At 65.9% G+C, this 21,631-nt stretch carries 15 protein-coding genes, 1 tRNA gene and 2 pseudogenes; 8 read left to right on the top strand and 10 right to left on the bottom strand.

The window, feature by feature from the left end:
- Nucleotides 1-448 (top strand): RcpC/CpaB family pilus assembly protein (locus tag ABD296_RS19680; RefSeq protein ID WP_344268786.1); only part of this gene is annotated, 448 nt, incomplete at its 5' end.
- A gap of 354 nt (nucleotides 449-802) precedes the next feature.
- A complete protein-coding gene (gene mscL, locus ABD296_RS19675) occupies nucleotides 803-1,213 on the top strand; it encodes a large conductance mechanosensitive channel protein MscL (protein ID WP_344268783.1) in 411 nt (136 codons plus the stop codon).
- A gap of 4 nt (nucleotides 1,214-1,217) precedes the next feature.
- Here the strand turns inward: mscL and ABD296_RS19670 are convergent, their stop codons facing one another.
- Together ABD296_RS19670 and ABD296_RS19665 are read right to left on the bottom strand one after the other, a co-directional pair.
- Entirely contained in the window at nucleotides 1,218-2,249 is a 1,032-nt protein-coding gene (locus tag ABD296_RS19670) for a D-alanyl-D-alanine carboxypeptidase family protein (protein ID WP_344268780.1), read from the bottom strand.
- Between the two features lie 81 nt (nucleotides 2,250-2,330).
- Nucleotides 2,331-2,762 carry a hypothetical protein gene (locus ABD296_RS19665; protein WP_344268777.1) on the bottom strand — a complete coding sequence of 144 codons (432 nt, stop codon included), beginning with the start codon at nucleotides 2,760-2,762 and terminating at the stop codon, nucleotides 2,331-2,333.
- Nucleotides 2,763-2,939: 177 nt separating this feature from the next.
- On the opposite strand from ABD296_RS19665, the gene ABD296_RS19660 reads away from it, so the two are divergent.
- Nucleotides 2,940-3,015 (top strand) — tRNA-Arg (locus tag ABD296_RS19660).
- Nucleotides 3,016-3,092: 77 nt separating this feature from the next.
- Entirely contained in the window at nucleotides 3,093-3,500 is a 408-nt protein-coding gene (locus ABD296_RS19655; RefSeq protein WP_344268774.1) for a hypothetical protein, read from the top strand.
- Nucleotides 3,501-3,797: 297 nt separating this feature from the next.
- On the opposite strand, the pseudogene ABD296_RS50620 reads toward ABD296_RS19655, so the two are convergent.
- The 3 genes and pseudogenes from ABD296_RS50620 to ABD296_RS19640 form a co-directional block, all read right to left on the bottom strand.
- Nucleotides 3,798-4,550 (bottom strand): annotated as a pseudogene (locus ABD296_RS50620) (recombinase family protein); the annotation flags it as partial.
- 840 nt (nucleotides 4,551-5,390) lie between these two features.
- Nucleotides 5,391-6,275, bottom strand: coding sequence for a TRM11 family SAM-dependent methyltransferase (locus ABD296_RS19645; protein ID WP_344268768.1), 885 nt, complete (start codon nucleotides 6,273-6,275; stop codon nucleotides 5,391-5,393).
- On the bottom strand, nucleotides 6,272-7,207 hold the full coding sequence (locus ABD296_RS19640) for a hypothetical protein (RefSeq protein WP_344268765.1): 936 nt from the start codon (nucleotides 7,205-7,207) through the stop codon (nucleotides 6,272-6,274). Before ABD296_RS19640 ends, ABD296_RS19645 begins: the two co-directional genes overlap by 4 nt.
- Nucleotides 7,208-7,221: 14 nt before the next feature.
- Between ABD296_RS19640 and ABD296_RS50615 the strand changes: the two genes are divergently transcribed.
- Together ABD296_RS50615 and ABD296_RS19635 are read left to right on the top strand one after the other, a co-directional pair.
- Nucleotides 7,222-7,650 carry a DUF397 domain-containing protein gene (locus ABD296_RS50615; RefSeq protein ID WP_407061489.1) on the top strand — a complete coding sequence of 143 codons (429 nt, stop codon included), beginning with the start codon at nucleotides 7,222-7,224 and terminating at the stop codon, nucleotides 7,648-7,650.
- Between the two features lie 214 nt (nucleotides 7,651-7,864).
- Nucleotides 7,865-8,314, top strand: coding sequence for a winged helix-turn-helix domain-containing protein (locus tag ABD296_RS19635; RefSeq protein ID WP_344268762.1), 450 nt, complete (start codon nucleotides 7,865-7,867; stop codon nucleotides 8,312-8,314).
- Nucleotides 8,315-8,483: 169 nt separating this feature from the next.
- Here ABD296_RS19635 and ABD296_RS19630 read toward each other — a convergent pair.
- Nucleotides 8,484-9,515 (bottom strand): annotated as a pseudogene (locus ABD296_RS19630) (IS30 family transposase); the annotation flags it as partial.
- Between the two features lie 85 nt (nucleotides 9,516-9,600).
- Between ABD296_RS19630 and ABD296_RS19625 the strand changes: the two are divergent.
- Both ABD296_RS19625 and ABD296_RS50610 read left to right on the top strand, forming a co-directional pair.
- Complete coding sequence (locus ABD296_RS19625; RefSeq protein WP_344268759.1) at nucleotides 9,601-10,029, top strand: very short patch repair endonuclease; 429 nt, start codon at nucleotides 9,601-9,603, stop codon at nucleotides 10,027-10,029.
- Nucleotides 9,968-10,486 carry a helix-turn-helix domain-containing protein gene (locus ABD296_RS50610; protein ID WP_407061488.1) on the top strand — a complete coding sequence of 173 codons (519 nt, stop codon included), beginning with the start codon at nucleotides 9,968-9,970 and terminating at the stop codon, nucleotides 10,484-10,486. Before ABD296_RS19625 ends, ABD296_RS50610 begins: the two co-directional genes overlap by 62 nt.
- A 152-nt stretch (nucleotides 10,487-10,638) precedes the next feature.
- Here the strand turns inward: ABD296_RS50610 and ABD296_RS19615 are convergent, their stop codons facing one another.
- Genes ABD296_RS19615 through ABD296_RS19600 form a run of 4 tightly spaced genes read right to left on the bottom strand, consistent with a single transcriptional unit; the run spans nucleotide 10,639 to nucleotide 21,504 of the window.
- Nucleotides 10,639-12,378 (bottom strand): DUF1998 domain-containing protein, encoded by a 1,740-nt coding sequence (locus ABD296_RS19615; protein WP_344268753.1) that lies wholly within the window; start codon nucleotides 12,376-12,378, stop codon nucleotides 10,639-10,641.
- Complete coding sequence (locus ABD296_RS19610) at nucleotides 12,375-15,530, bottom strand: helicase-related protein (protein ID WP_344268750.1); 3,156 nt, start codon at nucleotides 15,528-15,530, stop codon at nucleotides 12,375-12,377. The genes ABD296_RS19615 and ABD296_RS19610 overlap by 4 nt, the downstream gene beginning before the upstream one ends.
- Nucleotides 15,527-17,341, bottom strand: coding sequence for a UvrD-helicase domain-containing protein (locus tag ABD296_RS19605; RefSeq protein WP_344268747.1), 1,815 nt, complete (start codon nucleotides 17,339-17,341; stop codon nucleotides 15,527-15,529). The genes ABD296_RS19610 and ABD296_RS19605 overlap by 4 nt, the downstream gene beginning before the upstream one ends.
- Nucleotides 17,338-21,504, bottom strand: a complete 4,167-nt coding sequence (locus tag ABD296_RS19600; protein WP_344268744.1) for a DEAD/DEAH box helicase — start codon at nucleotides 21,502-21,504, stop codon at nucleotides 17,338-17,340. Before ABD296_RS19600 ends, ABD296_RS19605 begins: the two co-directional genes overlap by 4 nt.
- Between the last annotated feature and the right edge of the window lie 127 nt (nucleotides 21,505-21,631).

Below are 21,631 nucleotides of genomic sequence, written 5' to 3'. Positions count from 1 at the left end.
CGCCCTCGACCTGCCGCCCCCGGCCGTCCCGGCGGGCGCGGTGCGCTCCGGCGCGGCCGGGCGCGTCCTCGCCGGGCCGATGCGGCTGGGCGAGGCGCTCACCGACGCCCGCCTGGTCGGCGACGGCCTCCTGCGCGGCTACGGCTCCGGCACGGTCGCCGCGCCCGTGCGGATCGCCGACGCCGGCAGCGCCCGCCTCCTGCATTCCGGCGACCGCGTCGACGTGCTGGCCGGCCCGCCGTCCGCCGGCCCCGACATGCCTCGCGAGGACGACCGGTGGGGCGAGGCCCGCGTGGTCGTGTCCGGCGTCCCCGTGGTGACCGTCCCCCGGCAGCACGACGAGAGCGGCCAGGAGGGCGCCCTGGTGGTGCTCGCGACCGACCGCGCACAGGCCCAGGCGCTCGCCGGCGCGGGCTCCGCCCTCTCCATCACCATCACCGGCTCCTAAACGACCCGCATCCGACATCCGATCCGGCCGCCAAGACGTTCGGGCTCGATCACCCGCCGCCTGAGCGAGGACGAAGGCGACCAGCCCGGCCGCCCCGGTATCGACGGCTCCGGATCCTCGTTCCTCCGCGACACCGACTTGGCGCAAGGGGTGAGCTTTCATTACCATCCGTAGCCGTTCCGGCCCGGTACCGCCGGACCGAGCACGAGTGACATTGCGCACGAGGGAGTTACAAACCGTCCTATCAGGGCGAACACGGCGCGGACCGGTCGCGCCCCTCCCCCGAGCGCCCAGAGCCGATCGCCGCAGGAGGGCGTCCGACGGGACGCGCCTCACCGACCCCCTGGAGCACACATGGGTGGATTCAAGAAGTTCCTCATCCGCGGAAACCTCGTCGAGCTCGCCGTCGCGTTCGTCGTCGGCGCCGCGTTCGCCTCGCTGGTCAAGGACTTCGCGAACTCCTTCATCACCCCGCTGATCGCGCTGATCGGCGGCAAGCCCGACTACACCCGCCTGTCGGTGACGATCGAGGGCACCAGGTTCCCGTACGGGATCTTCGTCACCTCGGCGATCGCCTTCGTCATCACCTCGGCGATCGTGTACTTCCTCGTCGTGCTGCCGACCACGAAGCTGATCGAGCGGATGGACCGCGGGAAGGAGGCCACCGAGCGCGAGTGCCCCGAGTGCCTCGCCGACATCCCGATCAAGGCGCGGCGCTGCCGGTTCTGCACCTCCGAGATCGTCCCGCTGGTGAAGACGCCCTGACGCGTCAGTACTGGCTCTCGGTGCCGTACTCCCAGTGCCAGGGCTCGAACGGGTTGCTGTAGGCCCAGGCCGGGTGGAACCACCCGTACTTCTTCGAGTTGGCCTTCAGCCAGTTGAACTGCACCGAGCCCTGGTTCTGCACACCGCCGCAGACGTCGATGGCCTGGCCCTTGCCGTGGTTGCTGGTGCCCGGCACGGCCGCGAAGCCCGGTCGCCTCGCGTAGACCGACTGCTGCTCGGCCAGGCTCCGGTAGGAGTCCGTCAGGCACATGTCGCGGCCGAAGTGGGCCTTGTACGCGGCGTTCAGCTTGTAGAAGGCCAGCGCCGCGTCCGCGCGCAGCTCGCGGCCCTTCTGCGGCAGCGGGCACAGGTACTTCTGTGGGATCAGCCCGTTGGGGAACTTCTTGGCGTCGGCGGCGAGGCTCTTGTCGCACCCGAGCTCCAGCCGCTTGCCCGCCGGCAGCTTCTTCAGCATCGCGTTCAGCTGGTCGGTCAGCTGAGCGGACCGCTGCTTGAGCCCGTCGATGTCCTGCTGCACGCGCGTCTGCGCGATCGCGCTGCGCGACTGCAGGTCCTGCGCGGTGGACGCGAGCTGCTGCTTGCGCCGCTGCAGCGCGTCGGCACGGTCCACAAGCTCCTGCTGCGACTTGGCGAGCATGCTGACGTCCGCGGTGGCGCGCAGCGCCTCCTCCGGGTTCCCTCCGCCGAACACCGCCATCGACCCGGCGGCGCCGGGCTGCTGGTAGGAGGAGTTCGCCAGCCGCGCCAGCGGCTGCCGGATCGCGTTGAGCTGCGCCTCGGCGTCCGCGAGGTCCTTCAGCGTCGCCTTCAGCTTGCTCTGCGAGGCCGCGAGGTCCTTCTGGCGGCCTTCCATCTGCTTGGTGGCCGACTCGAGTTCGTCACGGGCCTTCGCGGCGGCCTCGCGCAGCGACTTCACGTCGTCCCCGCCATCGGCCGCCCTGCCGGCACCCTGCGGCACGAGCGTCGCCATCACCAGGACGGCCGCGGCCAGCGCAGCCGACCGGGGGTTCGGCACGGTGGTTTTCCTCCTGATGCCCGAATGCGAACAGCGGCAGAACGCTACTACAGGTTCACCGGTGAACCGGGCGTAACCGCCTCAGCGGCCCATGTGACGATGGCGATGGCACCACTGATCGAGGAACGGCAGATCCGACCACGGGCAGGTCGGCCGGGTCTCAGGCGGCCGCGTCGGCGACGGCGCCGGCCTCCTCGTCGGCGCCGCCGACGGCTCGGCGGCCCGCTCGGGCGCCTTCGTCTCGGCCTGCGGCCTGCTCGCCGGCGGCACGTACTGCCCGAACGTCGGCTCGCCCGACGGCGAGGTCTGCACGGCCTTCGGCGTCGGCGTCACCGCGCCGTCCGGCCCGTCCACGGGCTCCTCGCGCAGCGAGAGCGCCACCACGGTCGCCAGCACGACGGGCAGCAGGAAGGCCCCCGCGATCACCGAGATCCGCCTCCGCCGAGGCGCGCGCTCCTCCGCGGCCTCACCGGTCTCCCGGTCCTTCGGCTGCCCGCGATGCCGACCCGTCACGGCACCGAAGCGTACCCACACCGGCCCCACCCGGCCTAGAGCGCGCGCACCCCGTCTCCCGCGGCCCTTTGGCACTCTCTTGGGCACTCCCGCCCCCCATAACGGGGAGCGCCCAGTACACCCCTTCCCTTACCCTGTAGGTGCCGTCCGCTACGCTCTTCCGGCAAGCGACGACACGCCTCCGTAGCTCAGGGGATAGAGCACCGCTCTCCTAAAGCGGGTGTCGCAGGTTCGAATCCTGCCGGAGGCGCCATACAGACGGGAAACAGGGGCGGCCCCGCCGCCCCCCGTCCGGGCTTCCGCCACGACATCCGCAGCGATCCTGCCCTGTTGGTCGATCGCAGCACCGGTGAGCGTCACCTTGCAGTCGGCGATACCGCTCCGCTTGTCGTAGCTGATCTCCAGCCGGAACGCCTCGAAAAGCCGCCGGAGCACCGGCTCGGGAGCGCCGGTCAGGTCCACCTCGCCTACAGAGATCAGGTCGAGCAGTTCGGGGCAGGAGCGGACCGGACGTTGCCTCTCGTGCGCCGCCAGCTCGTCGAGCTTCGCGTTCCGCTCGGCCGAGAGCGCCGCCGAGCGTTGACGGATGTCGCGCATCAGGTCACCGTCGCCGTCTTCGAGGAGTTCGAGTTTGCGGACCAGGCGAGTCCTTCGCGCCTCGATGTCGTCGATCGCCTGACGCAATGCTTCGGCCTTCGACTCCCACTCTCGCGTCCTCGTGTATTGGGCCTTGAGTAGGCCGCTTTCCAGCCGCGCCTTGCGGCTTCTCGTAAAGATGTTGAGGGAAAAGAAGTCGCCGACACCTTTGAGGAGCTTCTCTTCCTGCACCCACAGGCTTTTGGGATGGCCCTCGGCCCTGTAGGCGGCGGGCGGCTGGCAGGCGTAATAGGCGACGCCGCGCCGGGTCTTGCCGAACATGCGTCTCCCGCAGATCCCGCATTTGAGATAGGAGCGGAAGCAGTACGCACGGCACGCGGCCGGATCGGCGGCGTTCTTGCCCGGTGTGCTTCGCGAGCGTTCCCGGCCGGCCGTGATCTGCTGGGCGGCGACGAACGTCTCGACGCTGATCAGCGCCTCGTGCGTCGGCTTACTGGACCACACCCATACCTCCGGCGGGTTGTGCCGCCCACCGTCAGTCTTGCTGGCCCGGCGGTTCCAGACCATGTAGCCCGTGTTCTTGGGATTCACCAGGACATCACGCACCGAGGACCCCGTCCATCGGCCCGCCGCGCGGGACGGGTCCACGGGCACCGGAGCCGGGTTGGCCATCAGGTCCCTGTTGAGGCGATCGGCGATCGCCGAGTACCCCATACGCTCGCCGACCCGCAGGTCAAAGACCCGCACGACGACCGCCGCCTGCACAGGGTCAGGGACGAGGGTGTGCTTCGACGCCCCCTCAGCCCTTTTCGCAGGAACCGGATGCGGGATCTTTTCCGGCTTGAAACCGTAGGGCGGCTTACCCACGTTGTAGCCCTGGTCGGTGTGGGCTTCGAAGCCGCCCCACGATTTTTCCAGCAACTCCAGGACGTACCACTCGGCGACCCCCTGCTTCACGCGCCTCGTCAGCACCTGCGAGGCACGTTTTCCGTTGAGCACGATCGGCTCATCAGCTGCGAACAGGAGCACTCCGGCTTCTTCGAGGGTGTTCTCAATCAGCGTGCCGATATAGGTCCGCCGAGAGATGCGGTCGATCGACTCGCAAATGACGGCATCGAATCTGCGGTCGGACCGCGAAGCCTCCTCCAGAAGATCCTGGATTCCACCGTCTCGGGGCACGGGAATCGCCATCCGCTCGTGCCCGTGCCCACGGCCGCGCGCCGCCAGTTTCTTCCTGCCCGACTCGACGTCGTAGAAGTGCGCAACGATCACAGCCTGATCGGGAAGAGCCGTCCTGCAGTTGTTGAGCTGCCTCGGGATCGAGAGGGTCGGGTCCTGCTGATCCTCGGTCGAGGTCCGGCCCGCGAAGGCGAGCCGGAGCGGCCCGAGGGCGTTGCGCCCGGTTCCGGGACCGGTCAGCCGTCGCCGTCGGGTCGTCCGGGAGCCTGATCCGATGATCCCGATCGGAATCGGGCCCGATTGGTCCGCGCCCATTCCAGTACCTCCATGATCGCCTCTGTCTGAGCGCGTTCCAGCGCTTCGGCAACGTCACCTTCAGCGGCGGCCACGGTCCAGACGAACCGTGGTGCCATCTCCTGCCCGCGCCTACCGCCGCGACCGGCCGCGCCGGTGGCGAGCCTTCGAGGCTCGTCCGGCACGGCCTGGCGCGGCTGCCCCTTGCCGGTCTCGGTCACTGTCCGCCCGCGCGGTCGGTGGCCGGTCGGCGGCGGTTCCGGTATGAACGCTTGCCTCGCCCACGGAGGTCAAGGCCGGCCCTCGTCCGGGTTCCAGAGAGCGTGACGGGCGGCGCGATGAACCGTGGGCGGCCCGCGGGCGTGGTCAGGTGCCAGGCGTCTCCGCATTGGTAGGCGCGCAGGCGGATGCCGGGTGCGGCAATGCGGGCGGCGCGGCGGGCGCTGCGGCGGCTCTCGTAGCGAGCGCGCCCGCAACGGCCGCACAGGCCCAGTTGGAGCCAGGCCAGCAACTCCAGAACTCGGTCTGTCTTCAGAGTTCGGCCGTGTCGCTGAGGGGTCACTTGTGGCTCCCCGGCAGGTCGGTGACTCGTTGGAGAAGGAGGAGGTCCTCGTGGGCGGACGCGCATGCGGGGATGCCGCGTTCGCGGGCGCGGCGAGTCTCGAGCATCTGGAAGAACGACGCCCGGTTGACCAGGACACCGTTACGGAGTCCGGCCAGCAGCGCGGCGTAGCGACCGATAAGGGCCAGGCCGTGCTGCTGCGCGGTGTCGATGACCTGCCCGGGCAGGTCGAGGAGTTCACCTTTGATGCGGATCGGGCGGACGGTGATGGCGACGATGCCGCCGGGCCGCAGCAGGCTGGCACTGTTGGCGAGGATGTGGCCGAAGCCGTCCAGGAGGCCGGGTAGGGGCTGGTGGGCGAGGTTGCCTCGGTCGGTGGAGTAGCGGTGGTTGCTCTTGTGGATCTTGCCGCCGCCGTTGTCCCGGCCAGAGCGGATGTGTCCGTGGGTCTGGGAGCCATAAGGCGGCGAGGTGAGCACGAGCGCCGCCTTGTCGTGAAGGCCCCGGTAGACGGTGGCAATGTTGCGGGCGTCGCCGCAGGCGGCTTGAGGCGTGCCGGTGGCTCCTTGGGCCTGGGCGTGGCGCAGGTTGTTCACGGTGAGGTGGACGAAGTCGGGTTCGTACTCCATGCCGGCGGCGTTCCGGCCGAGGTGGATCGCTTCGACCAGGGTGGTGCCGATCCCGCACATCGGATCCACCACCAGGTCGCCAGGGCGGGTAAAGGCGTCGATGACCGTGGCGGCGATGGCGGGCAGCATCTTGCCGGGGTGCCGCATCGACTCGGACGTGTAGCGGCCCTGGCGCTGCAGCCTGGACGGCCGCTGCCCGGTCACCAGCACCGACGCCAGGAACTCGCAACGGGAGAGCTCGTCGTGGTTCATCGAGCCCTCCCACTGGGCGAGCCGCCGGTGCCTTCTGGACTCGGCGGCTTACAAAAAAGGGAGACCGTGGCGTGGACGGCGACCGTGGGCGGCAGTGCGCCTGAGCGAGAGTCGGGAAGTTGGGCGAGGTCCGTGGGGCCGGCCTGCACGACCAGGGCATCGCCCTCGACCGGAACGCGCAGTGCGATGACGTGCTGGGCGTACCGGAATCCCAGGCGCTGGGCGTGCCGGATGATGCGCGGCGCGGGATCGATCAGCCGCCCGGCCTGCTGGCGGGCGGTCGTGGTGACCGCCAGGACGCCGCCGGGAGCCAGCACCCGCCACGCCGCGGCCAGGAAAAGTCCGAGCTGCTCGCTGGAGAGCATCCACAGGTCCGCCCGGCACGCCGGGCAGCCCGTTCCCGGACCCCGCCTCGGGTTGTGGCCGCCCGTCTCATATGGCGGTGGAGCGGCGATCACCAACGAGACATCGCCGAGATGGTCGGCCAGTCCCCTGGCCATCTGGTCGGGCCGGACCGGACGCATCTGCACCCGCGCCAACTGCTGCTGGTCCAGGGTGGCGCGGAGCCGGGTGCCGATGTGCTGGGCGAGCGGGAAGTGCGGGACCAGCGCGATGCCGCGCCGGTCGAGTTCGGCCGCCGCCACCAGTGCGGCCTCGCTGGTGGTGAAGCCCTCGGCGACCAGGTCGCCTTCGTGGGTGCAGGTGCTGATCAGGTGTCGGGCCAGTTCCCGCCCGACGCTCTGGCGGTGAAATACGCAGATCGCGGTGCCGGACTTCGCCTTGGTCGAGCGGGCACTCGGTCCAGGACGCGGTTCTTCGCCGTGAGGATCCGAGCACAGCCAGACGGTCAGCGGGACCATTCTGCGCCGTCCGGCAGGGCCGGTGTTGCCGCTGCTCGTTGAGCGGTTCGGGTTCGACGGTGTGTGGTTCATGCGCTGGATGACCCGTGACGGCCACCCGATCCCCGTGCCCCCTTAAGCACCGCCGAGCGGCTGATTTTGGCCGGCCGCCATCGCCACGGTTCGGTCAGGAACGCCAGCCCGTCCTTTACCGGGATCTCTCCGGGAGGCTGCGGCGAGCAGCGCCGCATGCCCGACCGGACAAGGCACGATCCGCCGGCCGCACCGAGAAAGCGCGGGGCTGCGGGCGTCAAGTCTTGGCAATCTCTGCCAGCGGCTCGGCCAATTCAGGCGCGATCGCGGTGCTTAAGGGGGCCAGCCGAGATCACCGGCGGGCGGCGCGGGCCCCTGGACGAGACGTCCGACCCGGTCCCCGCCGCACCAGCAAGAACCCCGACGGTCCTAGCCTCGCGTTCACCACAACCGTTTGGTCTGCCTTCATGGAGCAGACCAGGCGCGGCCTCTTCGACCTTTAACGACAGGGCTCTTGGGGTTATCGCGCAGGCCAGACACTCTCCAGCCTCCGCACAAGCAGTGGCCCCACCCTTGTCCGACGGTAGGGAGTCAAACAGGCCTACGACCCCCATCTCACGGCCTACGCTCCGTATCGCGTGGTGACAACAGAGTCAAGGTACTCGCAGGCTCGGCTGGGGAGGTATGACTGTGGCTGTGCCGGGCTACCAGACCCCGATGGCCCCCGTACTGCGGGTGCTCGCAGGCGGACGGGCCCTCAGCCGCAAGGAGATCCTGGCACAAGTCATCGAAATGATCGATCTGTCCGCCGAGGATCTCTCCGAGCTGCTACCGAGTGGTGACCCGCTCGTCAAGAACCGCGTGGGTTGGAGCATCGGCTACCTGAAGCAGGCCGGCCTGATCGCGCAGCCTCGACGCGGCATCGTCGAGATCACTGACCGCGGGCGCTCGATCGCCGTCAAGCACCCGGACCGGGTGACCTCAGTCCGGGCCCGAGCGTCCAGTTCGGTCACGCCCCTGGTTCAACCGTCCGGTTCGGCCAGCTCAGAGGTACCGACCGCGTGCTCAAGCTGGCCGCATATCCGGCAGTGGCGAGGCTCAAAGTCGAGGTCGATCTCGTGGCTCATGGGGCAAACGCCACGAGCCAGCTTATCCAGCGCCTCCTGAGCAGATTCACGCGAAGCCCAGTAACCGAGCCCAGGGATCTCGATCACCTCTACACCCGCGAGGTATCGGCTCTGGGTGATGACGATCTCCGGTACAACACCATCGGTGTTGATCTCCATCGGGCCTCCCCGGAGGTTCTATGGCTCTCTGCCCCTGCCCAGGTGCAAGGAGTCGTCGCAACACTGCCTTTCGGTGAGCATAGATGCTCCCTGAAGGCTTCGGCGGGAGAGTGCCATCCCAGTGTTTTGCGAGGGCGACTGTTGAGCGCGGCGACGACGGCGTCCAGCTCATCCTGGGTGTGCCGGCCCAGGTCGGTGCCCAAGGGAAGGACTGGCGTAGCAGGCCATTTGTGTACTCGTTGGTGCCGCGCTGCCACGGGCTGTGCGGGTCGGCGAAGTTGACCACAGCACCGGTGTCGAGACGCAGCTGGGCGTGCTGGGCCATCTCCGAGCCCTGGTCCCAGGTCAGCGATCGGCGTAGCCGCTCGGACCAGGTGGTGAGCGTATCGGCGATCGCCTCGCGCACCGCCTGGACGCCGTGTCCGGCCAGCAGCGGACCGTTCTTGGTCCGCCGTTCGGCGCCGTGGCCGTCCATGGGCGGCAGACGCAACAGCATGGTGTAGCGGGTGGTGCGCTCGACGAGAGTGCCGATCGCCGACCTGTTCAACCCGATGATCAAGGCGCCTTCCCAGTGCCAGGGCACCGCCCGGTCGTCGGCCTCGGCCGGTCGCTGGCTAATCATCAACTGGTCGGTGACGAACATGCAGCCGCGGCCTCGTGTGCAGGCCCGGGGCACCCACAGCGCCCGGCCGGTCCGTAGACACGCCGTCAACTCACGCTTCCGTTGCGCCGCAGTTCCCGCGAGATCACCGACGGCGCCTGCCCAGGCAGCGTGTGATGGCGCGCACTCCGCGTTCCTGGGCGTGCAGCACGGCGACCTCCTCGCGCTCGGCGAACGACAAGTAGCGGCCCGATGGCGGGTCCAGGCTGATCGGCGGCATCCCGCCACCCTGACGAAACCACCATGTGCCCAGCACCGCCGACACGCCGGACGCTACAGCGGCGTCCTCACTGGTCAGCCCCTCGGCGATCTTCCGCCAGAAGCGCTGCTGCTCCAACCGCCGATTGACCGGCGGCCAACCCGGCGACCGCAGCGGCGGCCGACCCGCCCGCAGCGCCGCACGAGCCCTTCCTTGCGCCACAACCCCCTCCTCCACATCAGGTGTTGCGACGACTGGTTAAATCCGCCCAGTTCGCCCCGGTGAGATTGGCCATAGGGTTGAACTCATGCCAGCAGCCCGACCGACGCAGGCTTCCAGTCCTGGCGTCCGCAAAAGCATGCAAAGCAACAAGAGCCGCGACACCAAGCCGGAGCTGGCTCTTCGCAGGGCCGCGCACGCGCTCGGCCTCCGATACAAGGTCTCCGCTCGGCCTCTGCCGACGATCCGGCGGACGGCCGACATGCTATTCACCAGGGCGAAGGTGGCCGTGTTCATGGACGGCTGCTTCTGGCACGGATGTCCCGAGCATCACACCAGATCCGCTACGAACGCCGCCTACTGGGCCGAAAAGGTGCGCCGGAACCGCGAGCGCGACCGCGAAACAGATCAGCTTCTCGCCGAGAAAGGGTGGCTGGTGATCCGAATCTGGGAGCATGAAGAGCCGGCAAGGGCGGCCGCCCGGGTCGCCGAACAGGTGCGCGCTCGGCGGCATTGACAGTTCAGAGGAACGGTCAGTGCTGACCGGGTGGGTGCGCCGCCGCAAGACCTCGCAGGCTTTGGCGTTGCGGGGGCGGATCGTGCTGCTGTGCGCCTACGGCGCCACGATCGCCCGGGTGGCCGAGCAGGCCGGGACCTCGCGGAACACGGTGTCAGGATGGCGGTCGCGGTTCCCGGCCGACCGACTGGACGGCCTGACTGACGAGCCACGACCGGGCCGGCCCCGCCTGATCACTCATGGGCAGGTCGAGTGGGTGGTCACCGCGACGTTGAAGGAGACGCCCGGTGCCGATACGCACCGGTCGACGCGGTCGACCGCGGCCGTGACCGGAATGTCGCAGTCGGCGATCTCGCGGATCCGGCGGGCGTTCGGCCTCAAACCGCGCACCGTGCAGACCTGTCCACCGATCCGCAGTTCGTCGACAAGGTCCGCGACGCGGTCGGCCTGTACCTGAACCCGCCCGACAATGCCCTGGTCCTGGCGGCGGACGAAAAGAGCCAGATGCAGGCGATCGACCTCTTGAGCCGCCGCATCACCGGAGAGTCCGCCCACACCTGGCGCGACACTGGCCCGGAACCGAGCAAAATCCGCAGGACTAAACCCTTCCTAATCGAGGGTGAAGAACCCGAGACCGGGATCCTCTGGAATGCCGCACAGAAGGGCGCGATCGAGAAGAGTGTTGAACTCCTCGCAACTCGTTTCCGGTAGAAGAACACACGAGTGGCAAGCGGCACGGTTCAAGTTGTCGACACCGCTCGTGTCCGACTCGATGCACAGGGGGTCGGCAGAGCACCAAGACATTCGGTCGATTGCCCTGCGTACAGAGGATGCAAGGTTCCCTGACTCGACCTGGGCTACGATCCCGCCCAAACTGCCAGCAGAGTCGCTGGTGGCCGTATAAACTAGAAGGCCGGACATTTCTTCAGACACATAGAGGCGTTCACGCAAGGACGCCGCAGGGTATCCCGAGTCCAGACTCCACTCATTGATGATGGCATGAGCCAGAGTATGAATCATGACTAGCCGTGGCGCGATCTCACGGTCCGGAACCAGGTCGAACCGCGTGAAACGATCCCGGTAGGCAGAACTGATGGGAGCTACGCGCTCTAGAACCTGGAGACGTGATTCCCAAGCGGCGAGTCGAGTGGGATCCAAGCGAAGGAAGACTCCTTCTCCGATGACTTCGATGGCAGGCAGCCAGTCAGGTCGGTTCTCAGGAGAGTAGAGCGACGCCTGCTGCTTGGAGTTCGCCGGACTGGGAGCGGCGAGGCGGGTGAACCCTTTGAGAACCCGTACCTCACGCAGCCGTTTCACGCGCATCACTGTGTCGATGGCGAGTTCTGCTGCGCTTTCATCTGGCCAAGGCACGCATACGAAATCTTGCTTCCCGGGCCTCTCTTCGGTGGTTCTGGTCAACGCTTGATACTCGTCAAATCTCAGTGCCGCCTCAGAGGTATCCGTAAGGCCGGCATCCTCCTGACGACGTCGCTCAACGGCTTGAATAATTTCTTCGATGCTGAACAGCCGATGATTGTCCAGCTCAAGCTCTTCAAGACGGTCACGTAGATCCGGCGCTTTTTTGAGGGATTTCCAGTAGCGGTTCACCAGCTGCTGAACGCCTTCAGACCAAGGCGGGATCGAAAGCGCGGAGTCCACATCAGAGAACCAGACGCCAGAAGCACCTCGTTGCATCGCCCGGGGCAGCTCTTCACAATGTTCCGCAGGAATGTTGCCAAGCCAGGGGCGGCGTCCCGTGCAGTCGCTGACGCCTTTCAGGGCACCCTTACTCAGTGCGCCCTCCATGGTGACCGAGCGTACGCCGCATGAACAAGAGATCTCGATGTCTCCGAGAGAGGCGCTACGTCCGATGGCCTTGAGCCTCAGTTCGTGCCGCCGGGAGTCGTCTCCTTTGGAGTCGCCGCCCTTGTGAAGCCAGCGAAAGTAGGGGAAGTCGTCGATGTGACCTGCGGCGCAGCAGACGACGAACCGGGACGGCACCAGCTCACGATCGCACTCCCTGCACTTGGCGGGACCGCGGGTCACGCCGAAGAACTTCGCTCTCGCCAGTCGGTTGCAGCCCGGGCAGGACTGGACTTCAGGGAAGCGAATAACCGGAATGTCTCCGTACTTGTCACTGTCGGACGCCGGGGGAAGCCGAAAGCAGCTCACCCCGAATTTTCGTTCCAACCTCCGCTCATTGATGGTCTGGTCGAAGGGGCCGAGCTCCGGCCACCGGTCGAGCCCGGCCACCATGAACGACTCGCTGTCGACCGCTATCAGGGAACCGACCCCATAGGTCGTGATGAGTTGAGCCCGCCGTACGCCCCCAATGGGCCTCCCCTTCACCGCACACCTCTATCCAGGTAGATGGTCGACTCGACATCGACATCTCGCAGACTCCACAACGTTGCGAACGATGAGGCGGTCGCATCGTCCGACTCGTCCCAGCGACCGGCGTCGACCAGGAGCCCGGGCTGCCGGTATGTGCCGTAGGTGAGGGCCGGGTTCTCATCGGCCGCCTCGCGCCACAGCGCGATGATCTCTTTGATCTGCTGATCCGTCATGTCCCGCTCCGTCTGGCCGGCGACCCGCCCCACCCGATCCAGGATCCGCTCACAGATCCCGTTGAGTTCACCTTCAAAGTCGGCGATGGACGCGGCGGCCTCCTTAGGGCGGGCGATGGGAATCATCAATCGCGCCAGCCCCACGATAGCGGCGTGCAGACCGCGGTCACGGGCCCGCGCAGAAAACGGGGTCACGCTGGTCGCCTCGACCTGCCGGTACAGAGCGGAATGATACGAAGTGAAGTTCTCGTAATGCGAGCGATCCCGGGACCGTGCCCCATTGAACAGGGTGACCACAAGTCCAGGCCATTTCCGGCCGACCCGACTGGTCGCCTGGATGTACTCGGAGGTGGACTGAGGTTGTCCCATCACGACCATCAGGCCGAGACGGTCCACATCGACACCGACGGAGATCATGTTGGTTGCGAGGATCACGCCGAGGGCGTCCGGGTACGGCGTGGCCATGTCCTGAAGGTGGCCGGGGATGGCGCTTGACGGCTCGCGGCTGGTCAGCTCGATGTCACGGCCGATGTCTCGTCGCTTCTGGCCGAGGCTCTCGCTGAGGAGATCGAGACGGTCATTTACGTCGTCCTGGACCTGGAGTTTGGCGCCGGCGAGAAGCCGAAGGCTGTTGAAATACCCCAGCAGCGTCCAATAGGCGTCGCGGATTGCGTCGTCCTCATCGATGGCCTGGGCGTGATGGAGCAGGGCCGCGTACGTTCGCACCATCAGGCTCGTCTGGCTTGTGGCCGGCGCCATGAGACCCACATAGAGCCTGCTCGCCTTCCGCGACGGCGGCGTCTCGACGGAGAAATAGGAGTCTCGCGCGTCCAGCCCTGGCGGAGGAAACTGCTCCACCCGTCGGTCGAACAACGCAAGACCCTGATCGACCGCACGACGGATCGTGGCCGTGGAGGCGACGATCTTGGGTCGGTCGCCGACCAGATCGACGGCCGTCTCGTAGAGGCCGGCCAGAGTGCCCAGCGGGCCGGAGATGAGGTGCAACTCATCTTGAATGATCAGTTCGGGCGGCGGTTCGGAACTGTAGTGGTTGAAGAGATTACCGATCTCCGGCTTCCACGGGAGCCCGGCGAACTTGTCCACCGTGGCGATAATCAAAGTCGGACGTACGGCGTAGATGGTCTCATCGACGACGTGGACCGGAAGGCCGTCTGAGAAGTCGCAGCCCGCCGTACCGCAGGCGATCACCAGTCGGTCGTTTGAGATCTTGTAGTAGCCGTGATCGAGAGCTGTACCGCACCAGCAGCAGGACCGGACCTGGACCGGGTTCTCCTCCTGTACCTCCTCGCCCTTGGCCAGCTTCCGCAGGGAGCGCTTGGCCTCGTCCAGCGTGTTGGGCGTGGATCCACGACCGACCCACATCCCGATGGCTATCTCGCTTTGACCGAGGCGGCCGGCCGCCTCCCTGCGCAGCCATTCCATACAGCACATGAGGAGGGCGGCGCGCTCGAACTGTTGGACCGTCAGCAGGCGAAGCGTGTACCGCATCAGGACGGTGACCCCGTCCCCATTATGCGGGTCACGGAACCGCCTGAGGAAGGTGGCGAAGGCGATCAAGCCCAGGTACGCCTCGGTCTTGCCACCACCGGTGGGGAACCACAGCACATCGGCGATGTCACGGTCCTGGGATCCTCGGTCCGCGATTCCCCGGAGGGAAAGGAGCATGAAAGCGATCTGGAACGGACGCCAAGTGGCCTCGCCCTCGTCAGGCGATGCGGACTCCCGATCCGAGGACCTCAGCCAGTCCGTACGAGCACGCTGCATGGCCATGGCCTGGTTCGCGAGTCGGAACGCCTCCATGGGGAGAGTGTCCGTGGGGCTTGCCAGGAGTTCGATCCCCGCGTCCATGCGATCGCAGGCTTCCGTGCAGCGTTCCAAGTGTTCGACGGCCGTTTTGCGCAGGTTCTCGGCAGAGATGCTCTGGACTTGTTCACTCCTGCGCTGAATCCATGCGCGATAACCCGCTGTCAGAGCCTTGAGCGCGGCGATGACCTCGGCGTCGGATGCGGTCGCAAGGCGATGCATCCCGAGTCGAGCCACATCGATCTCAAGGTTGGAGTCGGCCAACCGGAGATCGTAGGTTGGCACGAACGTCGTTCGGATCCACCGGGTTCTTGGAGCCGAGGCCATATCGTTAACGGCGACCTCAATGGGCTCCCACTCCACCGCACAGCCGTGGCCGGTCGCGAAGTTGGGCGCGTGGCGGTAGAGAAGTCTGTAGGCGTTCAGTTCCTCGTCCGTGTCCGCGGAACCGAGCGACGGCCGCTCCACGAAGGGCGACGATCCGTCCACGGACCGTACCGTGATGCGCGGCTGAAAGAAGGCCATCGCGTCCCGGTCACCGGTATTGGGCGGCGATTCGAACCGGTTGAGCAGAGCCAGCGTGACAGCCGAGACTCCTTCGGAGTTCACTGGCCGTACTCGAACGAACAGTTCGAGCTTGTCGGCCACCTCAATCCGCTGCTGACCGGCCTCCGAGACATTGATGGTCCGAGGCTCTATCGCGAGGTCCATGCGCCGCCACGATTCCCCCGCCACGGAACTGGTGCGACTCCGACGACCTTCACGAGGGACGTCTACCACATAGCGGGCGGCCTCCACCTCGACCAAGATCGATTCAGTGTCCGTGACATTCACGGAAAAGGTCATTCCCATGGAGGACGGATAGCGCACGTTGGCCATGGTCACGGCCGGGTCGGGAACGTCGCTCGGGTGCCTGTTCTCCGGCTCTTCGTCCAACGCGTTCGCGTCGGTGACGCTGTCCTGGGATCGCGGAAAAAGGATCCCGGCAGCGTACTTGGTGATAGGGGGGTCGGTGATCACTTCTTCGATTCCATCGGTCGGGCCGATCAGGTCCCGTTCCAATTGAGTGACCAACTCGCGACGGAAGGCATAGTGCTTGTCGAAATTCACGACTGCTCTCCTCCAGCCCAGTCGAAACGGCCCAGACCCACGATCCGTGGTCGAAGCCAAACGCCTGACCAGCCGAGGCCGGCGTTGAGACCCACGGCTTCACGACCGATGACGGTTTCCACGGCGTCCACTCGAAGATCCTTGATCCGAGGGGGCATTCTGCGGTTCCTGCCGGGCAGAAGAGTCCTCAGTGCTCTGGCGAAGGACTCCGAGGTCACACCGATGCGCTGACCTTCGTGATCCACGGCATAGGTGTTTAAACCCTCTGAAGAGACGACCGGAAGCTGAACGAGCGTAACGAGATCACCATCTCGCACGGAGCTCGCCATGTAGTTCTGGATCTTCTGAGAATCCTCCTCGAAGCCGATCGTGCCCGGCGGCTCCTCCGAGTTCACGTCCTCCGATCGGATTTCCACCCCGAGTTGACGCCCGGGCTTGAAGCCCACTTCGACCCACCGCCCGTCCCACTGCTGCTGCAGGCGGCCGGTGGTGAGCTTGGCGATGGGCTTCACATGGATCAGGAGGTCACGGGGGCGGGTCATGGCCACATACAGCAGTCGAGCACGCTCTGCCTGCTCGATGGGATCGTCCTCTGGTGCATCGCCTGGATCTAGGACGATGACTTGATCGAATTCGAGGCCCTTCGCTCTGTGGACGGTGGAAACGACCAGCCCCTGCGAAGCCTGCTCTGTGAGTTCGACGGGGAGGTTTCCACGGACCAACCGCTTCCGTATAGCGGGGAGATCGAGCGTCTCACCATGTTGGTCGGGGTTCATGCGTCGAAGGAGTTGCCAGGAGGACTCCGCGTCCGGGGCGACCCCACTGAGAACCTTCAGGACGTCGTCCTTCTTCGGCTGCTTGGTCTCGAGTTCGCGGTAGAGTGAGCCGACCCACGAAGAGATGGCCTCGTCTTGTGCGGGACGCTGGAGACGATGCCGGACACCGAGTTCGTGAAGCCGCCGTGAGACCAGCAGGACTTCAACATTCGATCGACATAGCACCGCGGTCGCCCCCTCCATGCGCGCCATGACGGGAGCTGCCTGGTCGATCGTTCCCAAAGAGTCCCCTGCCATGAGCACGCTGCGCAGGCCACGCTGAATCTCAGCGAAGGGTGCGTCCACGGGCCCCAAAGCATCGCCGAACGTGAGCGCCGCCTTGGCCTCCGGCTCGCGAGCACGGAAGTTGCCTGTGAGCGAGACCTCGACAAGGTCGTCGAAGCGGGCACGCACCTCAGCGTAGAGCCGGGCAGCGCCCTCCATGCGCTCCTGCGGATCGGCGAGCTGAAAACCGTAGATGCCCTGGGCAGGATCCCCCAGGAGGGTGAAGCCCTCGATGCCGTTGCCCAGTAGCGCCAACACGAGCTCGGCGCGTTCACCGACGAGATCCTGGACCTCGTCGACGACGAGATGACGAAGCTCATCGACCAGTTCTCCGGCGTCCGGATCATCCTTGATCAGCCGAGTCGCCTCACGAATCCGTGGTTCGAACCCGTTGCGCTGCCAGGAACCGTCCGGTTCGACCTCGGACAGCAGCCAGGTCGCGTAGGAGTCGAACGTCCGAACGTCTACATGCGCGGCCGCGGTACCGAAGGTGGACAGACGTTTCCGGATCACGCCGACCGCTGCACGGGAGAAGCTCAGAACCAGGAGCTCGGACGGTTCGAGCTCCTCCTCCTCAATGAGATGGGTGAGGCGATGGACAAGAGACAACGTCTTGCCGGAGCCCGCGGGGGCCGTCACTAGCAGACGAGCGTCGGCAGGTTCCTCGACGAGCTGCCGCTGCTGCTCCGTCAGCTGTAGATGGGCGGTCATCGGCTCTTCCAAAGGTACTCGAACTGACGGAACGCGAGCTCTTCACCGTACTTGGCGATGTTGTCGGCGACGTTGACGATGAGGCACTCCTCCTTGCCGCCGTTCAACGGACCGCGGATGCCTCGGCCGATCATCTGCTGATAGACGTTGGGACTGTACGTCGGCCGAGCGACGATCACGGCGCGGGTGGCCGGCGCGTCGAAGCCCTGGGACAGGACGTTGTAGTTGGCCAGGACGCGAATCCTGCCCAGCCGGAACTGCTCGATCACGTGACGGCGCTGGCCGAGGTCGGTATCGCTCGATACAGCGGCGGCTGACACCCCCTTGCGCGTGAGGAGCGCCGCCATGGTCCGAGCATGGTCGACGGACGTGGCGAACAGAAGGATCGGCCAGTCGTCCGGCAAGTCGAGGATCTTGTCGATCAGGATTCGGTTGCGGATGGCGTCGTGGCCGAGTCGCTGCTCTGCCGACGGCGGCAATCGACGCAATTGCTCGAGTGCTTGGCGCTCTCCCGCGCTGAGATCGAGCACGGCGCCCGGCAGTTCCTCGTGGTGGACCTGAGCGAGCACACCCAGTTTCTGCAGGGTGGCGTACGGCTCGGCACCCAGAATCTCCGTACCGTCCCGGCCGTGATCCAACCGATTACGGCCATAGCGAGCGACCAGCCGGTCGGACTCTTCGGTGTTTGTCCCACGGAAGGGTGTGGCGGTCAACCCGATCAGGGGGCACCGTGACCGGTGTGGCGTCAGTCCCAGCGCGGCCAAGACTCGGGTGTATCGAGGACTGATCGAAGTGTGCGCCTCGTCCACGATGACGGCTTGGGTTTCGCGTAGCCACGCGTACTCATCGGCGTCAATGATCTTCTCCAGCTTGGCGTCGGTTGCTATGACGAGGTGGTAGCCCTCCTCCACGGGGTCCGCTTCATTCGTGCTCCACAGTCTGCTGATCGTCAACTGCTGGGCCGGGCCGGTGTTACGCCACACCGTTCGCCACGTCTGGACGGCCTGTTCGCACAGCTCTTCCGTCTGCGCCACCCACAGGACAGGGATAGAGGCGGCCTCGGGCGAAAGCGATCGGAGGCGACGGATGATCGCCTCCACGGCCACCCGGGTCTTACCCGCCCCCGTCGGGAGGCTGAGCATCCCCCGGAGGGCGGGGCGGGTCTGGAGCACCTCCAGAATGCGGCCGACCATGAGTTCCTGGTACTCGTGCAAGGCTGGAAAATTTACGGGGCCCTGCACAGTGAGCACCGGGTCGAGGCCTGGCTGCCGGAACCCTGCATACTCTGCAGGGAACCCCAGATCCGCTACGAACGTCTTTGCCTGATGGTTACCGGCCATCTGAGTCGGTACGGGAAACCCGCGATCCACCAAGTCCTGGCGGAACTCGCGCAGAACACCCGGTCCGTACACTGCGAGCGCCAGTTCGGCGACAGTCCGGTCGTCGACCGAACCCTCCTCGGCTTCGACGGCGTCGAGCAGACCGTACGGCAGACGTTCCCGGAGGACGTCACCACTGAGCATGGCGACCAGTTTGTCTCTAAGGTCCGACAGTCTGCGGACCTCGACGATCTGCCGGTCTCGTTGGAGGTTCTCACGATGTTGGAGGACTTCCTGACACTGTTGTTCCGACAGTCCCAGCCTGAGCAGCGCGTTCAGTTCCCTGAGGAGTGCCAGGTCGTCGCCGCGTTCCAGCCAGTAGATCGTCTCGTCGCGACGTCCGATGTCGATCGGTTCCGAAGTCTGCCCCGCGGGCGTACGGACGAGTTGCTCCAGGGCGTCGCAGCGCAGCAGATTAAGGCCGCGGAGCGGACGCCCGGGCTCGAATTTCAGCTGCGGGAACACATCCTCCAGGGAGGCCGGCTCCCCTGAGCACGTCGCACGAATCTCAGTGATGTAAACCTCGTCGAAGGTCTTCATCCCCCATTCCTCGACGAGTTGGGCTACGTCGTCAGCGGTCGGTACGAGCAGAGCCGGGATGTCGCGCGCCATGAGCCGCCGGTACAGGGTCAGATCCGCAGTGGCGACAGCATCCGCAGGGGGGCAGGCGATCCAGGTTTCGCCCTGCTGACAACGGATCTCGGCAGGAGAGCTCAGCTGAGTGGCGGCGAGTGCATACAAAGCACCGAGTTCGACGTGCCTCTCACTCTCTAGGGCCTGGTTAAGGAGCGATAGCCACAGGGCTCCTCTAATCTCCTCCAAGGTGTTGGCGAGGCCGAGAGCACGTGCAAGCCCAGGATCGACGTCGGCGACCGGAAGGACGCGAGCATGGTCTGTCAAGCCAGGGCCGACGCAGTCTGCCGGGCGACGGATTCCCATCGATGTGGCGAGCCTGCCGCTCTTCCCGACGGCCCACACCAGAGGTGACGGAACGGTCAGCGCTTCGTCATCGGGACGAGTGAGTGCGTAGACGGTCCAGGTGGTCACCAAGCCGTCGGGCGGCAAGTTCTGGATGAATCGGGAGCGCGCAGCCGGGGTGAGTTCGAACAGAAGACCAAGATGCCCTGCCGGATTCCGGCCATCGACCACGATCTTGCCCTGTTGTGGCCTAGGAACACCAGCCGGCAATGTCTTGTAGTAGGTGTCGACAACGTTCGCCCTGTACTCGTCGAACCACCTCTCCGATACCGGGTCCACGTCAGAAGTCGGAGTGTCCGACATCCCCAACCGGCGCAGCATCATCATGTCATCGTGGTGAAACTCCTCGTCCACCGCGAACTCCGAGTCGTCAGGGCTCCCAGTGGGGATGACGGCGCCAGGGAGAAGACAGTTGCTGAGCGGTTCGTATGTTCCGGCGCGTGTACGAACCTTAAGGTTCGCAACCGCACCTCGGCTGATCAGCACCTCAACGGCCCGCTCGACACCGGTCTGCCGGGCAAGAAGCCAGAGCCGTTCCCAGTCCGACCCGCGGTAGCCGACAAAGCCTGCGGAGACAGCCGCCGACAACCGACCGAAAGCGTCTGCTTCTTTGATCCCGAGTATCTCAAGGAACCGAGAGGCAGCAGGGTCGTCCTCCAACGCCGGGTCCGCATAGACGATGTCCTCCGCTGGGGGATCCATCGACGTACGCCGAAAGACCTTTCCCTCCAGTGGTGGGACGAGCCGTCCGTCCGATGTTCGCAGGATCGCAGATCTGCGAGCCTGCTCCTTGTAAGGGTGGTCCTCAACGACCATCTCTGCCACGATTGACAGGGCAACGGCCGATGCGGCGGCCGAACCGTCGGAGACCAGGGCCTCCAGCCACTCCTGGACTGTGGCGACCCTCCCCTCGGACCCAGCGATCAGCACGTCGGCACGATTACGCCGCGTAGCTGTTCTCTCAACTGATGGATGGCACCACTCAACAGGACGCTCAGGGTGGGTCGCCCAACGCTCGACCCAGGTCCTCCAACGTCCCACGACCTCGGCATCGGTCGACGGTGCTTTCGGATGGATCCGCAGGTCCTTGGGATGCTGAAAGACCCCATTCTGATCAGGCAGCGAGCGGTTGCGGGCCGCCTCCACCCGCACAAGATCGGTGAGCAACTCGTCCGCCCAGTTGCGCACCTCACGTCCCCGCGCGGTGATCAGTTCCAATGGCCGAGCAGGATCCTCGGGTGTGGCTAGGCTCGGTAGCGAGGCCACGATCAGGCGAGCGGCCTCCTTCATTAGTTCCTCGTTGAAGATGTTGCCCTGGAGGATGTGCCGGCGATCCTCGTGGGTCTTCCAGGCAGCGTTCAGAACACCACTCAAGGTGGTCCTATAATCGGTGGGAAAGAATGCCCAGAATTCCCCCTCCTTATGCCATCCCGAGTCAGGGACAGCCCACGCGATGGGCACCTCGACCCGATTGCGATACTCGCCTGCGTCGGCCCAGGCGTCATCGGATAGGGAGGAATTGACCTCGAAGACAGACCACTCCAGAGGTTCCTCTTCGACACCGTCTTCGATCACCTGAAGAGATCGGCGGCTAGCTTCACCTCCCACAAGAATCTCCTTGCGGTACCAGATGCTCCTGCGATCCTCCAGGATCACACGGCCGGCGTGCGGGGAGAAGACAACGAACACAGCCGGGAAACCCCGCAGTTGGCTGGCCAATTGGTCAGCCAACCCACCGTTGCGCAGCGGCAGCTTGACCACGGTGGCCGCCCAGGACATCAGTTCGTTCAGTATCGGGTCGGCCATGCGTTCTCGGCTGGCGTCGAGGGGATGCGCGATGCGGAGCACGGGTGTAGGACCCGCCTCTGTAACACGTTCCAAGATTTTCGCCCGAGCCCGACTTGCGGACCACCCAAAAGAACCACTGCGACTG

The sequence above is a fragment of the Actinomadura napierensis genome, assembly GCF_039529375.1.
Taxonomy (GTDB): domain Bacteria; phylum Actinomycetota; class Actinomycetes; order Streptosporangiales; family Streptosporangiaceae; genus Spirillospora; species Spirillospora napierensis.
Note: the sequence above shows the minus strand (reverse complement) of the source record. Positions and strands in the feature narration are given on the sequence as shown.